Here is a 13,180-nt window from a genome sequence, read left to right as displayed (position 1 = left end):
CAACGAAGAGGAGTTCCACCATGACCCCAACCATCGCCGTGATCGGCGCCACCGGAAAGACCGGTCGCCGCATCGCACCCCTGCTCGACGCACAAGGACACGCAGTGCGCCGCCTCGCCCGCAACACCAGCCCGGCCTTCGACTGGGAGCGCCCGGAGGGATGGGCGGCGGCACTCCGCGACGTCGATCGGCTGTACGTCGCCTACGTGCCCGATCTCGCGGCGCCCGGATCGGAACTCGCCATCACCCGCCTCATCGAGGTCGCACGCGACGCCGGCGTACGACGCATCGTGCTGCTCTCGGGCCGCGGCGAAGACGGCGCACGCCGGTGCGAAGACATCCTGTTCGCCTCGGGCATCCCGGCGACCGTTGTGCGTGCGAGCTGGTTCATCCAGAACTTCACCGAAGGCGCACTGAGCGACGCGGTGGGAACCGGAGTGCTCGCGCTTGCGGCAGGGAGTGTGCGCGAGCCGTTCATCGACGTCGACGACATCGCCGAGGTGGCCGTGGAAGCGCTCACCGGCGAGGGCCACGAAGGCCACGTCTACGAGGTGACGGGTCCGCAGTCGCTCACGCTCACGGAGGTGGCGGCACTGTTGTCCGAGATCAGCGGACGCGACGTCGGCTACATTCCCATGGGATTCGACGACTTCCATGCCGCCGTCGCCTCCGAGCAAGGGCCGGAGGTCGCGACGCTGCTCACCGAACTGTGCCGTGAGGTGTTCGACGGTCGCAACGAGAGCACCACCGGAGGTGTCGCCGAAGCGCTCGGCCGCAGCCCACGCGACATGCGCGCTGTGCTCACCGAGGCGGCCTCGGCGGGAGCCTGGGCATGAGGTCCGGAATGTTTCACTGAATCCGAGTCGTTCGTCGTCTCACTGCTGACGGCCGTGCTGTTCGGCGACGCGGTCCACCTCGGTGGATTCTTCTCCGTCACGCTGGCCTGCGCTGCTCATCGACCGCCGCGCCGATCCCACTGCCGTCGACGCCGGAAGCAAGCTCGATATCGCTGTCGTCGTCGTACCGTCTCTCGACAGCAGCGAGCAGGAGGCCGCGCTGCAGCTCCAGTGGCGGGCGCCGGTCCTCATGCGCCACGGTGAGCAGATCGTCGATGGCTGAGTGGATGCGGCGGGCCACCTGCGGCGAGCCGACGCCGGCAAGTCGCACCTCGGTGAAGGCCAGGGTGACGTAGTCGCCCCACGACATCACTTTCTCCGTCAGGCGCAACTCCCCGTCCTCATCGTGGTGGCGACCGTCCGGAAACTCCCGCCTGACCAGCTCACGCAGGCAGTCGTGCAGACGGTCGATGGCCTGCACCGCCGTGGTCGGGTCCTGCCACGGCGCGTCGGAGAGTGCACGGATGGCCATGTCGACCAGCAGTCGCATCCCGTAGGCGACGTCGTGCTCCAACGTGCGCTCCGGGCGGAGCACGATGGCCCCGTGCACCTTCCGGCGGTCGAGACGCGCAGGGTCACCGTGAACAGTGAACAACCGCCCGCCGGACGGCACGAAATCGCCGAGGGCGGGGACGAGCTCCAACGCGCAGCCGGCCCGCCGCGCGGCCGCGACGAGCTTCTTATACCTGACCGACGTGACGACGCCGGACTGTTCTGCCACGACGACGGTCGCGTCGACGACATCGGGCACCGGCTCCTCGTTCGGGTAGACCTTGTTCACCATCTTGCGGGTGTTGTCCCCCGCGATCTCCACGAGCGCCGAGACCCGCAGCGCCTGGCCGATGTGGTGGATGTACACCACGAGAACAGCGATGCTGACCAGGGAAAGCAGGAACGTCGTGACGATCGCGACGCCCGGCACCTGGCCCGGATCACCGCCGACACCGATCCGGACCTCTCGGATCGTCAGGAGCGTGTGGACGAACGTCGCGACGAACAGGCCGATGGCGAACTGGCTCGGGCGGTCTCGGAGCAGCCGCTGCACGATACGCGGGGAGAACTGCCCCATCGCGAGCTGCACCACGACCAAGACGATGGTCAGCACCAAGACTGTGAGGTTGACCATCGACGTGGCGACCGTGGTGAGGATCTCCAGAGCGGCCTCGGGGCCGCCGACGATATCTTCAGGCACGAGCTCGTAACCGGTGGCCCGGTCGATCGCGATCGTCGTAAGGGAAATCACGAACCCGACCAGGACGCACAGAACTGGGATCAACCAGAGCGAGGTCAGGACGTTGCGCATTGCCTTGTAGACCGTGTTCTGCATGCCGCTCCTTCGCGACGTACCCGAGAACGAGCCGAGCCGATCGCCCGTGACTCGACGCTGCGTGCTTGCTCAGGTTCGCGGGGTGACGTCGCCTCAGGCTACTGACGCCCGACGATCGGGGCTATGGGCTTGACGAGTCGCCGATCATGCCGTCAAGACGACCGGCACCCCCGGGTCACGCAGCTCGGACGTGAAGTAGATCACGGCGACGAGGTAGGCGGACACGAATTCGAAGCGCCAGGAAGAACCACCGCCCTCACCGCGTTGGCTTCGAGTATGAGAGCGATCGTGTACTCGCAGTCCGGTGATTCGTCCGTATTGAACCTGGTGGAGCGCGAACTCCCCGAGCCCGGCGCGGGTGAGGTGCGAGTGCGGGTCGTGGTGTCGGGCGTGAACCCCACCGATTGGAAGGCGCGTGCCGGCGGGCGGCCGGGCAGGCCGACCCTGTTCCCCGAGGTCGTCCCCGATCAGGATGGCGCGGGCGTCGTCGATGCGGTCGGCCCCGGCGTGAGCGGCCTCGAGGTCGGCGATCGGGTATGGCTGTTCCTCGCCGCCCACGAGCGGCCGACCGGCACAGCCCAGGAGGTCACGGTAGTGCCGGCAGAGCGGGTCGTGCCGCTTCCGGATGCCGCGAGCTTCGACATCGGCGCCAGCCTCGGCGTTCCCGCGATGACCGCGCACCGTGCCCTCACGGTCGCCGAGGGCGGCCCGTCGCGACTCGGCCCCGGAGCCCTCGACGGTCGCACCGTGCTCGTCGCCGGGGGCGCCGGTGCCGTCGGCCATGCGGCGATCCAGCTCGCCCGCTGGTCGGGTGCGCGGGTCATCACGACCGTGAGCTCGCCCGAGAAGGCAGCACTCGCGACGGCAGCGGGCGCGCACCACGTGGTGAACTACCGGGCGGGCGACACGACCCGCGCCATCCGCGCGATCGCTCCCGACGGCGTCGACATCGTCGTCGAGGTCTCGCCGGCCCGCAACGCGCAGCTCAACTCGAGCATCATCGCCAACCACGGCACGATCGCCGTGTACGCCACCGACGGCGGCAGCGAGATGACCCTCGACGTGCTCCACCACTTCTCGCTCAACGTGCGCTACCAGTTCCTGCTGCTCTACACCGTCGGCGCCGAGCCCCTTGCCGCGGCGGCTGACGACATCGGCCGGGCGCTCCTCGACGGAGCGCTCGATGTCGGCGAGCGGGCCGGACTCCCACTGACGCGCTTCCCTCTGGAGCGCACGGCCGAAGCTCACGACGCCGTTGAAGCGGGCACCGTCGGCAAGGTGCTCATCGATGTGGCGGCACCGAGCGACCGAACCGAGCGCTAACCGAGCCCGAGGTACGCCTCGATCACCCGCTCGTCCGACAGCAGTTCGTGCGCCGGCCCGGAGTGGGTGATCTCGCCGGTCTCGAGCACGTGGCCGATATCGGCGGCGGCCAGTGCCCGCCGGGCGTTCTGCTCGACGAGCACCAAGGTCGTGCCTGCGTCGCGGATCTCGGCGATCACGGCGAAGACCTCGTCGACGATCTTCGGCGCGAGCCCCATTGACGGTTCGTCGAGCAGCAGCACCTTCGGCTCGGCGATGAGCGCTCGTGCGATCGCGAGCATCTGCTGCTCGCCGCCCGAGAGCGCGCCGGCCTGCAGTTTTCGACGCTCCCGCAGGATGGGGAATCGCTCGTAGGCGCGAGCGACGCCATCGTGAACCGCCTTGCCGCGATGCCAGCCACCGAGACTCAGGTTCTCATCGACCGTCAAGGTGCCGAGGATCTCGCGGCCTTCCGGCACCTGCACGAGCCCCGCCTTGACGAGGCGGTGCGCGGGCCACCGCGTGACATCCGTGCCGTTGAAGCGCACCGCGCCGCTGCGCGGGCGCACGAGACCGCAGACCGCGTCGAGGATCGACGTCTTGCCCGCCCCGTTCGCCCCGATGAGGGCGACGATCGCCCCGGGCTCGACCGTGAACGAGACGTCCCGAACCGCGTCCACGCGCCCATAGCTCACGTGCAGGCCCTCGACGCTGAGAATCGGCGTGCTCATCGTGCGTCCTCCGTTCCGCCCTCGTCGCCGTCGCGAGTCGCCGTGTCGACGGCCACCTCGGCGACCACCTCGGCCAGCTCCTCCGCGGCGAACTCGGCTGTCGCGTCGCCGTCGGCTCCGAGATATGCCTCCAGCACGCGCGGGTCGCGCGCGACCTCGGCCGGAGTTCCCTGCGCGATGACCTCGCCGAAGTCGAGCACCATGATCCGATCGCACGTGGCGAGCATCATCCGCACGTTGTGCTCGATGATGAGCACCGCAACACCGTCGGCTGCCAGCGAACGAATCAGCTCGGAGAGGCGCTCCGCCTCCACCTGGTTCATGCCCGCGGCCGGCTCGTCGAGCACGAGCATCGTGGGATGCGACGCGAGCGCACGAGCGATCTCCAGCCGACGCTGATCGCCGTACGACAGGTCACCGGCGGCCGTGGCCGCCTTGTCGCCGAGGCCGACACGGATCAACTGAGCGGATGCCACGGCCGCCGCCTGCCGTTCGAACCTGCGGGCCGACGGGAGGAAGATCAGCCTCCTGAGCAGCGTGTCACGACTGATTCGGTACCCGCCGACGAGCACATTGTCGAGTGCCGAGAGCCGGTCGAAGAGCTTGACCTGCTGGAACGTGCGTGCCACACCCGCTCGCGCGATTCGGTGCGCCCGTGTCTTGGCGGTGAGCTCGACGCCCAGCACATTGCCCGACCCGGTCGACGGAACGGTCACACCGGTGACCATGTTCACGAGCGTCGTCTTGCCGGCTCCGTTGGGCCCGATCAGGCCGAGCACCTCTGCGCCGGTGAGGGTGAGGTCGACGTCGTGAACGGCTCTCACCCCTCCGTACGATTTGCCGAGAGCGTGCAGGCGCATGATCTCCGTGCCTGCCGCCGGGAGCGGCGCGAGTTGCGGCATCGACGCAGGGTCGCTGACGAGCCGGCTCGACGACCTCCACCTTCGCGGGATCAACCCCGAGAGCCCGCCGGGCAGGAACAGGATGACGACGAGGAGCAGTACTCCCGACACGACCGGTCGTATCCATCCCGCGTCGATGCCGAGACTGCGCTGGAGTTCGGGGAGTGCTGAGAGGAAGATCGAGCCGAGAAGCGGCCCGATGAAGAGCGTCGTTCCGCCGACCACTGCCGTGACCAAGCCGTCGACCGCCGCCGGGAACGAGAACTCGTTCGGGTCGGCGAACCGCGTGAAGTGCGTGAAGAGCACCCCGTACAGGCCCGCGACCGCGCCCGCGATGACGAACGATGCCATTCGATACCGGGTCACGTTGATGCCCATGGTGGTCGCAGCGAGCTCGTCTTCGCGGATCGCCGCGAACGCGCGCCCCATGCGCGAACCCGACAGACGCCAGAACCAGAAGGCGACGAGCGCGAGTGCGATCCATGCCGTCTCGGGGCCGACGAGCTTCGGGAAGCTCATGCCCTGCGCTCCGTTCGTCCACGACTGGTTGATCAGGAAGATCCGCACCATCTCGCCGAAGGCGAGCGTCGCGATGGCCAGGAACACTCCGCGCAGTCGCATGACGGGCAACCCGATGATGAACGCTGCGATGACGCCGACCGCCATTCCGAACACGACCCCGACGGCCAGCGGCGGGATGACACCGAACAACGGTTCGGTCGGCACGACGAGGCTCGACGTGAACGCCGCGAGGGATGCGAGGCCGAGTTGCGCGAGGCTCAACTGCCCGGCGATGAGCACCGCGTAGAAGCTGAAGGCGAGGATCGCCGTCAAAGCGATGAAGGTGAGCAGTGACGAGTACTCGAACATGTCTAGACCTCACGCACCTTGCGTGCTCCGAAGATGCCTTGCGGCCTGATGATGAGAATCAGGAAGAGCAACCCGAATGCGACCATGTCGCGCCACGAGCTGCCGACGGTGTTGACCGCGTACACCTCAGCGAGCCCGAGGATGAGTCCGCCGACGAGGGCGCCGGGCAGTGACCCCAGACCGCCCACGATGATCACCGCGAGTGCCTTGAGTTCGACCGCATGCCCGATGCCGAGGTTGGCGGCATTCACGTTGAGGGCGAAGAGCACGCCTGCCACCGCCCCGAGGGCTGAGGAGATGGCGAAGGTGATGCTGCTGATCCGGCCCACGTTCAGCCCCAGGACGGCGGCCGCATGGGGGTTCTCGGCGATCGTGCGCATGCCCCTTCCGAGCTTGGACTTCGCCACGACCCACGTCAGCACGACCATGAGCGACACGCTGACGACGAGGATCACGAGTTGCAGGAGCGAGAACGACGCGCCCAGGAAGTCGAGCCGGGTCGTGGGGAAGGCATCCGCCGGGAACCGCACCGTGTCGGCGCCGTAGAGGGCCAGCAGCACGGAGAGGACGATCGCGCCGAACGCGATCGAGGAGATCAGACCGGCGAAATGCGCGTCGTGCCGACCCGCGAGCGGGCGAAACGCGATGCGCTCGATGAGCACCCCGAGCACGGCTCCGATCACGAAGACGATCGGGATCGCGACCCAGATCGAGACACCGAAGCGGGTGACGACCTCGATGCCCACAAGGGCGCCGGCAGAGAACACCGCGGCGTGCGCGAGGTTCAACCGGTCCAGAATGCCGAAGACGAGGGTGAACCCGATGGCGAACAACGCATAGATCGAGCCGAGGAAGATCCCATCGACGAAGAGCTGCATGATATGTCCCTAGATCGAGCCGTGCTTCAGATCGAGCCGTGCGTCATCCGAAGCATCCGGACGACGCACGGCTCACGCTAACGGTTGCGTGCCGCAGTGACGAGCACTACTCGAGGATGACGAACTCACCGCCCTCGACGATCTGCACGAGTGCCTCGTGCACGGCATCCCGGTTCTCGTCGATCGACACGTCGCCGAGCACCGTGGGAACGTCGGTGATCCCGGCGAGCCCCGCCGTGATGTCTTCGCGCTCACCGGAGCAGTTCGCACGGACCGCCTCGTCGATGATCTGCATGCCCGCATACGCCTGCGCCGAGAACTGGTCGGGCGCAGCGTCGAATCGCTCGGTGTACGCGTCGATGAACGCGACGTTCTGCTCGTTGTCGGAGGCCGAGTTCCACGCAGCACCGACCACCACGCCCTCAGCGGCTTCGCCGGCGCCCGAGATGAGCGCAGGCGAGTTGAACCCGTTGCCGCCGATGATCGGCACGTCGAGTCCGATCTCGCGAGCCTGGGTCACGAGGGGCACCGCCGCATCGATGAGCGCCGACACCACGATCGCATCCGGATCGGATTGCTTCGCCTTGTCGAGCAGAGCGCGGAAGTCGGTGTCGGCCTTGAGGAAGGTCAGGGTCTCGGCGATCTCGACCCCCTCCTCTTCGAGAGCTGCGGCGAACGCCTGGTAGCCCGACTCGGTGAAGGCGTCGTCGTTGCTGTACATCACGACGACCTTCTCGAGTCCGAACTTCTCGACCGCGGCCTGCACGGTCTGCGGGATCACCGCATCCTCCGTGAGCGAGTCGCGGAAGATGTGGTCTCCGATCTCGGTGATGCCGGCGGCGGTGTTCGAGACGCCGAGCACGGGCACACCCGCGTCCTGCGCGACCGGATCCGTCTGCATCGCCGTGTTCGAGAGCGTCGGGCCGATGATGACGCTCGCGCCGTCGGCGATGAAGCCGTCGAACACCTGGATCGCCTGCTTGGGGTCGGTCTCGTCGTCTTCGACCGTGAGCGCGTAGGCGACCCCGCCGACTTCGTTGAGGTCGTCGACGGCCATCTCGAGGGCGTTCTTCTGGCTCGCACCGTATTGCGCGGCGGCACCCGTCAGACTGAACGCGGCGGCGATGGGGATCTCTGCGTCGATCGTGCACTCGGCGCCGGTTCCGGTGCCGACGAGGCCCCCGGCATCCGACCCGCTCTCCGGCGTGGACGAACATGCCGCGAGCGCGAGCAGCAGGAGAGAGCCGCCTGCGGCGGCGGACAGTAGTTTCGTTCTCATCGTTGAGGGCCTCCCTGGCCTGATTCGAAAACGTGGCGTGCATTGCGTCGCGTGCGAACAGTGCACACCGATACAGGTGGGAAGTGCGCCCACGACGCCGATTCGTGCGCCATGCTATTGCGCGCTCGCGGCGTCGGCCTCAGGGTATCCCCCGAACGAGGGACAATCGTTACATCGAAGGTGCGTGCAGCGAAGCTACATCGCGATCGACGCCGCGGGTAGGCTGACGCCTCAGCGACGACCCCTCACGGCATCAGCGATTTGACGAAGAGCAGGCTGGGCTCGTCGTAGAAGTCGTGAGTGATACCGCGCCATTCCATCCCGAGGCGGGAGCACACCCGTTGGGAGGCGATGTTGTGGGGATCGGTAACAGCGACGACGGTGCTGAGCCCGTTCCGGGCGGCGTCGGCCAGGACCGCATCGGCAGCTTCTGTGGCGTAGCCGGCACCTTGGGTCTCGGGGTGCAAGTGCCATCCGACTTCCACCGGCGCGTTTATGGTCGTCTTGTTGGACAGCGGTGCCGGCTTGAGGAGAAGGTTGCCCAGCGGCCCGCCTGCCTCACGGTCAACGATCACCCAGATCCCGTGAATCGGATGGTCGATGGCCCGGCGACGTTGAATTGACTCGACGGCTTCCCTCTTGTCCACCATCGGCTTTGCCTGCGGACCGAGATACTGAACGGTCTCCCGACGCGATTCCAGATCGAACAAGAAGTCGGCGTCGTCGGTCTGCCACGGACGCATCACCAATCTGTCGCTGACGATCGTTCGCATGCAATCAGTATTCCTGACTCCCGACGTACAGCCCACACACGACCCGCGCGAGCTACGCGTGCGGCCGGCCGGCCGGCGAAAATGCCAGGGCCGCCGCCCGCAAGGTGCGACCGTGCGAACTGCGGATACATTCGCCATTTCCGGCGGTGACCACTCACGCTGGTCGACCGTGCTCTATGTCACGAGTGCCATCTCGTCGGTCGGCGCACTCGTTCCGCTAGTGGTTCGTGCCGTCCGAACTCGCCGCACCCCCATCGCGCTCGAGCACTGATTCGTACGCGTCGTGACTTCCGCGGTCCGCGATCCCTGAGGGCCACATTGACGGTCGACGTGTAGCGGCAATCAAGTGCGGCAAAGTTGTGTACATGAAACGAGTGGTGGTTCTCGGCTCGACTGGCTCGGTCGGCCTTCAAGCGCTTGACGTTGTGCGCGCATTCTCATCGGATCTCACGATCGTTGGTCTCAGCGCGGGCACCAACCGCGAGTTGCTCGATTCCCAAGCAGCCGAGTTTGGTGTGGCAGATACCGCACTCGGGACCACGGATGCCGCAGACCTCGCTGGCTCCGTGGAGTGCGACATCGTCGTGAACGCGATCGCGGGATCGGCTGGGCTTGCCTCAACACTCGCCGCCCTTCGCAACGGACGGACGGTTGCGCTTGCGAACAAGGAGTCGCTCATCGCTGGCGGCGACCTCGTACGAGCGGCCTCGTCGCCAGGCCAGCTCATCTCAATCGACTCCGAACACGCCGCACTCGAGCAAGCACTCCGAGGCGGTTCGGCCGATGAGGTCGAACGATTGCTCGTCACAGCCTCAGGTGGGCCATTCCGCGGCAAGTCGCGGGCAGACCTTCGGAACGTGACGCCCGCCGAAGCATTGCGCCACCCAACGTGGAAGATGGGTCGCTTGATCACGACGAACTCCGCAACCCTCGTCAATAAAGCCCTCGAAGTTCTTGAAGCGCATTACCTCTTCGATGTACCGCTTGACGACATCGAGGTCGTCGTTCACCCTCAGTCGATCGTCCACTCGATGGTCGAGTTCGTCGACGGGACCACACTCGCCCAAGCGGCGCTCACCGATATGCGCCTGCCCATCCTGGCCGGCCTCTTCTGGCCCGACCGCATGCCAACACCATGGCCGCGGATCGACTGGACGGAATCGCACACGTGGACGTTCGAGCCGTTGGACCACATCACGTTCCCAGCCATCACCCTCGCGAAGGCGGCGTCCAGCTCCGGCTCAACATTCCCAGCTGTCTACAACGCCGCGAACGAGGTCCTCGTTGACTTGTTCCACGAACACACCATCGGCTTCCTCGAGATCGTGGACGGCATCGAACGGACACTCCAAGCTCACGAACCCGAGCCGGGCCCCATCAGCATCGAGAGCCTGCAGCGAGCCGAGTCGTGGGCACGAGCGTTTGCAGAGGGACTGTCCGCGCTCACCCAGGTATAACGCCCGCGGCACGGGAATTCCATACATCGAACGGCCGGATTCCGCGGTACTTGTCATCAATGACAAGTAGGTGCCAAGTGTCGCGGAATCTGCCATCTTCGCGCGGAACCTACACTTCGGGCGCCGCGGATTTCGCCGTCACCGATATGGGCGCCCGCGGGTCGCCGCGGCTGTTGCCCGCTGTCGGCTGGCGATGGGAGGCTGACGACATGACGATCGAGGTGCGCGCGGCCACGGAGTTCGACGATGTGAAGACGATGGTCGGGCCGAAGAATCCCACGTCGAACGTGTGCTTCTGCCTGAGCTACCGATTGCTCTCGTCGAAAGAGAACCAGGCGTTGCGCGGGGCCGAGCGGGCCGAGCGCGTGCGAGGGCTGTGCGAGCTCGACCCGCCGCCCGGCGTGCTCGCCTACGACGGCGACGAGGTGGTCGGCTGGGCTGCGGTGCATCCGCGCGCCGACACGAGTTTTGCGAAGAACCGCCTGATCCCGCACGTCGACGACCTCGATGTGTGGTCGGTGTGGTGCTTCCGCGTGCGGCCCGGGCACCGGAAGAGCGGCATCTCGCACCACCTGCTCGCCGGTGCGGTCGACTTCGCTCGCGAGCACGGCGCGCCGGCGATCGAGGGTTATCCGGTCGACAACCGGGGCGAGAAGGTCGACTTGACCATGGCCTATGTCGGCACCCGCAAGCTCTTCGAGCAGGCGGGGTTCACGAAGGCGGCCGACACCGGCTCGGTGCTGAGCGGGTTTCAGCGGGTGCTCATGCGCCTCGAGCTGCCCTGACGCGCTGCGGATGTCGGAGCCCATCGCTACCGTGGCACACGACGAAAGGACCCCGATGACCTCCTCATCCGGCTCAGCCCTGCTCGACCTTCGCTCAGTGCTCAGCGGGCCGCTCATCCTCCCCGGCGACACCGACTACGAGACGGCACGCATGGCATGGAACCTCAGTGTCGACCAGCGTCCGGCGGCGATCGTCGAGCCGGCGGATGTCGCTGACATCAGTGCGATCGTCCGCGCGGCGTCCGCGACCGGGCTCGGCGTCACCACCCAGCCCAACGGCCACGGAGCCTACGACGACCTGGCCGGAGTCATCGTGATCCGTCCCTCACGGTTCGACGAGATCGTGGTCGACGAGCAGGCACGCGTGCTGCGGGCGGGCGCCGGCGTCAATTGGGGTCGCGCGCTCGAGCGGCTCGACGGCACTGGGCTCATCGCGCTTGCGGGATCGAACCCCGAGGTCAACGTCGTCGCGCTCGCGATCGCGGGCGGGCACTCCATGTTCAGCCGCCGCTACGGCATCACGGCGCGCTCGATCATCTCGGTCGAGCTCGTCGATGCCGCTGGCGAGGTTCGCCTGGTGACCGATGCCGACGATGCCGAGCTCATCTGGGCACTGCGCGGCGGCGGCGGGATGTTCGGCGTCATCACTGCGATCGAGCTCGCCCTCTATCCTGGCGACGCCATCTTCGGGGGCGGCCTCATCTTCCCGGCCGAGTCCGCCGAAGCGGTCGTCGCCGCAGCCTTCGCACTCGCAGGCGACGAGCCCGAACTCGGGCTCGACATCGGCATGATGCGCTTCCCCGATGCGCCGATGCTGCCTCCGCACCTGCGTGGCCGCACAGTCGCCACAGTCGGCCTCGTGCACGTCGGCGACGAACTGACAGGGCGCGCATACGCCGACCGGCTCATCGCCGTCGCCGAGCCGATCGCGAACACGCTCGTACCCTTCACGATCGGCTCGCTCGCCGCCGTGGCCGCCGAGCCCGTCGACCCGATGCCCTCGGCCGATTTCGGGGGCGCGCTCGGCGGGCTCGACGCTGCGTTCGCACACGAGTTCGTCGAAGCGTTCCTTCGCGGCGCAGACCACGGACTCATGCGCTGCAGCATCCGCGCAATGGGTGGGGCGATCGCCGACGAGCTCGGTGCAGAGTTCTCAGCGGTCGGCGCGATCCACGCCGAGGGCCTGCTCAGCTCTGGAGTGCTCCTGTTCGACCCGTCGATCGATGTCGCGGCAGCGTTCGAGCCGCTTCGCGATCTTGTGGCGAAGTACCCGGGCGGCGGCACCGTGCCGACCTTCCTCGGGGCCGGCGCGCCGCTCGCCGATGCCTACGACCGCGAGGTGCTCGACCGGCTCGCCGCGGTGAAGCGGCGCGTCGATCCCGAAGGCGTCATCCGCAGCAACCGCACGCTCGGCTGATTCGAACGAAGCTCGAGATGGCCCGCGAGCAGACGAACGGTGCTCAGCATGGGGCTGACGGCGGATCGTCAGAGGAACAGCTTGAAACCGACGTGCGACGCTTCGAAGCCGAGCCGCTCGTAGAAGCGATGCGCGTCGGCTCGGCGGGCGTCGGAGGTGAGCTGCACGAGCCCCGCTCCGACCGAGCGCGCGTGGTCGACCGCCCAGCGGATCATCTCGGTGCCGAGACCCAGTCCGCGAGTCGACTCCGCGACTCGCACCGCTTCGATCTGCATACGGGTCGCACCGCCGCGCGCGAGTCCGGGGATGAGCGTGAGCTGCATGGTGCCGACCAGCTGCCCGTCGGCACCGTCGACAGCCACCAGCGTCTGCGCCGGATCGGCGTCGATCGCCTCGAACGCGCGCTCGTAGCGCACCAGGTGCTCGGGGTCGGCACTGTCATCGTTCGCACGCAGCGCGTCGGCGGCGATGAGCTCGACGAGCGCGCCCAGGTCCTCTCGGCGAGCACGGCGAAGCGTGAATGAGGAACCTCGGGCATCGATCGTCGCAAGCACCATGCATCA

General features: G+C 67.3%; 12 protein-coding genes. 5 read left to right on the top strand and 7 right to left on the bottom strand.

Translation table 11 applies throughout. The features are described from left to right. Positions 1–20: 20 nt before the first annotated feature. Entirely contained in the window at positions 21–836 is an 816-nt protein-coding gene (locus AC1C2T_RS07670) for an NAD(P)H-binding protein (protein WP_495384835.1), read from the top strand. Positions 837–933: 97 nt separating this feature from the next. Here AC1C2T_RS07670 and AC1C2T_RS07665 read toward each other — a convergent pair whose 3' ends face one another. Then, positions 934–2,223 carry a DUF2254 domain-containing protein gene (locus tag AC1C2T_RS07665; protein WP_495384834.1) on the bottom strand — a complete coding sequence of 430 codons (1,290 nt, stop codon included), beginning with the start codon at positions 2,221–2,223 and terminating at the stop codon, positions 934–936. Positions 2,224–2,499: 276 nt separating this feature from the next. On the opposite strand from AC1C2T_RS07665, the gene AC1C2T_RS07660 reads away from it, so the two are divergent. Next, a complete protein-coding gene (locus AC1C2T_RS07660) occupies positions 2,500–3,546 on the top strand; it encodes an NADPH:quinone reductase (protein ID WP_495384833.1) in 1,047 nt (348 codons plus the stop codon). Here AC1C2T_RS07660 and AC1C2T_RS07655 read toward each other — a convergent pair. The 5 genes from AC1C2T_RS07655 to AC1C2T_RS07635 all read right to left on the bottom strand — a co-directional run bounded on the left by AC1C2T_RS07655 (position 3,543) and on the right by AC1C2T_RS07635 (position 8,958). Then, a complete protein-coding gene (locus AC1C2T_RS07655) occupies positions 3,543–4,256 on the bottom strand; it encodes an ABC transporter ATP-binding protein (protein WP_495384832.1) in 714 nt (237 codons plus the stop codon). The genes AC1C2T_RS07660 and AC1C2T_RS07655 overlap by 4 nt on opposite strands. Beyond that, complete coding sequence (locus AC1C2T_RS07650; protein WP_495360858.1) at positions 4,253–6,028, bottom strand: branched-chain amino acid ABC transporter ATP-binding protein/permease; 1,776 nt, start codon at positions 6,026–6,028, stop codon at positions 4,253–4,255. Before AC1C2T_RS07650 ends, AC1C2T_RS07655 begins: the two co-directional genes overlap by 4 nt. A 2-nt stretch (positions 6,029–6,030) precedes the next feature. After that, the gene (locus AC1C2T_RS07645; protein ID WP_495360859.1) at positions 6,031–6,906 is read right to left on the bottom strand and encodes a branched-chain amino acid ABC transporter permease; all 876 of its coding nucleotides are present in this window, start codon (positions 6,904–6,906) and stop codon (positions 6,031–6,033) included. Between the two features lie 106 nt (positions 6,907–7,012). Continuing rightward, positions 7,013–8,185, bottom strand: coding sequence for an ABC transporter substrate-binding protein (locus tag AC1C2T_RS07640; RefSeq protein WP_495360860.1), 1,173 nt, complete (start codon positions 8,183–8,185; stop codon positions 7,013–7,015). Positions 8,186–8,430: 245 nt separating this feature from the next. Next, positions 8,431–8,958: a GNAT family N-acetyltransferase gene (locus AC1C2T_RS07635; RefSeq protein ID WP_495360861.1), complete on the bottom strand. Its 528-nt coding sequence runs from the start codon at positions 8,956–8,958 to the stop codon at positions 8,431–8,433. A 365-nt stretch (positions 8,959–9,323) separates the two neighbouring features. On the opposite strand from AC1C2T_RS07635, the gene AC1C2T_RS07630 reads away from it, so the two are divergent. From AC1C2T_RS07630 to AC1C2T_RS07620, 3 genes are all read left to right on the top strand, one after another. Continuing rightward, positions 9,324–10,415, top strand: a complete 1,092-nt coding sequence (locus AC1C2T_RS07630; RefSeq protein WP_495384831.1) for a 1-deoxy-D-xylulose-5-phosphate reductoisomerase — start codon at positions 9,324–9,326, stop codon at positions 10,413–10,415. Positions 10,416–10,624: 209 nt separating this feature from the next. Continuing rightward, entirely contained in the window at positions 10,625–11,200 is a 576-nt protein-coding gene (locus AC1C2T_RS07625) for a GNAT family N-acetyltransferase (RefSeq protein WP_495384830.1), read from the top strand. 55 nt (positions 11,201–11,255) lie between these two features. Next, on the top strand, positions 11,256–12,617 hold the full coding sequence (locus tag AC1C2T_RS07620; protein ID WP_495360864.1) for an FAD-binding oxidoreductase: 1,362 nt from the start codon (positions 11,256–11,258) through the stop codon (positions 12,615–12,617). A gap of 68 nt (positions 12,618–12,685) precedes the next feature. Here AC1C2T_RS07620 and AC1C2T_RS07615 read toward each other — a convergent pair whose 3' ends face one another. Next, a complete protein-coding gene (locus AC1C2T_RS07615; protein ID WP_495384829.1) occupies positions 12,686–13,174 on the bottom strand; it encodes a GNAT family N-acetyltransferase in 489 nt (162 codons plus the stop codon). Between the last annotated feature and the right edge of the window lie 6 nt (positions 13,175–13,180).

Source organism: Agromyces sp. Y558, from assembly GCF_059445415.1.
This window is presented reverse-complemented; position numbering and strand designations above follow the sequence as displayed.

Excerpts from the sequence above, each read along its gene's own strand:
- AC1C2T_RS07645 (WP_495360859.1), bottom strand. The coding sequence starts at position 6,906 with ATGCAGCTCTTCGTCGATGGGATCTTCCTCGGCTCGATCTATGCGTTG.
- AC1C2T_RS07650 (WP_495360858.1), bottom strand. The coding sequence starts at position 6,028 with ATGTTCGAGTACTCGTCACTGCTCACCTTCATCGCTTTGACGGCGATC.
- AC1C2T_RS07625 (WP_495384830.1), top strand. The coding sequence starts at position 10,625 with ATGACGATCGAGGTGCGCGCGGCCACGGAGTTCGACGATGTGAAGACG.
- AC1C2T_RS07640 (WP_495360860.1), bottom strand. The coding sequence starts at position 8,185 with ATGAGAACGAAACTACTGTCCGCCGCCGCAGGCGGCTCTCTCCTGCTG.
- AC1C2T_RS07670 (WP_495384835.1), top strand. The coding sequence starts at position 21 with ATGACCCCAACCATCGCCGTGATCGGCGCCACCGGAAAGACCGGTCGC.
- AC1C2T_RS07615 (WP_495384829.1), bottom strand. The coding sequence starts at position 13,174 with ATGGTGCTTGCGACGATCGATGCCCGAGGTTCCTCATTCACGCTTCGC.
- AC1C2T_RS07630 (WP_495384831.1), top strand. The coding sequence starts at position 9,324 with ATGAAACGAGTGGTGGTTCTCGGCTCGACTGGCTCGGTCGGCCTTCAA.
- AC1C2T_RS07655 (WP_495384832.1), bottom strand. The coding sequence starts at position 4,256 with ATGAGCACGCCGATTCTCAGCGTCGAGGGCCTGCACGTGAGCTATGGG.
- AC1C2T_RS07620 (WP_495360864.1), top strand. The coding sequence starts at position 11,256 with ATGACCTCCTCATCCGGCTCAGCCCTGCTCGACCTTCGCTCAGTGCTC.
- AC1C2T_RS07660 (WP_495384833.1), top strand. The coding sequence starts at position 2,500 with ATGAGAGCGATCGTGTACTCGCAGTCCGGTGATTCGTCCGTATTGAAC.
- AC1C2T_RS07665 (WP_495384834.1), bottom strand. The coding sequence starts at position 2,223 with ATGCAGAACACGGTCTACAAGGCAATGCGCAACGTCCTGACCTCGCTC.
- AC1C2T_RS07635 (WP_495360861.1), bottom strand. The coding sequence starts at position 8,958 with ATGCGAACGATCGTCAGCGACAGATTGGTGATGCGTCCGTGGCAGACC.